General features: G+C 41.9%; 1 rRNA gene. It reads right to left on the bottom strand.

The window, feature by feature from the left end:
* Positions 1 to 193 precede the first annotated feature (193 nt).
* Positions 194 to 312 (bottom strand): 5S ribosomal RNA (gene rrf / locus EZV76_RS17940).
* Positions 313 to 482: the final 170 nt, after the last annotated feature.

Genomic DNA, 482 nt, shown 5'->3' on the forward strand with positions numbered 1-482 from the left:
ACGACCGAAACGATTTCACTAGCCGGATAAATACCGATAAATAAATGAAAAAACGCATATCGATTCACGAAAAAACAAAAAACGCCCAACACAACGACGCTAACGAACGATAACGCGACTTACCACCAGAAACCCGACCAAAACATATTAACTCGTCGGATAAGTGCCRAAAAATAAATAAAAAACGCAAAAAGGGGTGCAACACGAGGACTTCCMAGGGGGTCACCCATCSTAGTACTACTCTCGCCCAAGMRCKCTTRRCTGCGGAGTTCTGATKGGATCCGGKKCTTTAGTKCTGGTAKGATCGCATYCGRCATSTAATGCATCATMTATTGTTTTAAGCCTCTCCCCCGAAGCCCCGTTCTCATTTACAAAACCAAASACGAGTTATRCACGGGATGTTTAAATTAAAACAACCACTACAAAATAAACCCGCTTGTGAATTCATAAAATTGGCACGAGAAACAAGACAAAAGAAACCA

It is taken from the genome of Flagellimonas alvinocaridis, assembly GCF_004916895.1.
GTDB lineage: Bacteria > Bacteroidota > Bacteroidia > Flavobacteriales > Flavobacteriaceae > Flagellimonas > Flagellimonas alvinocaridis.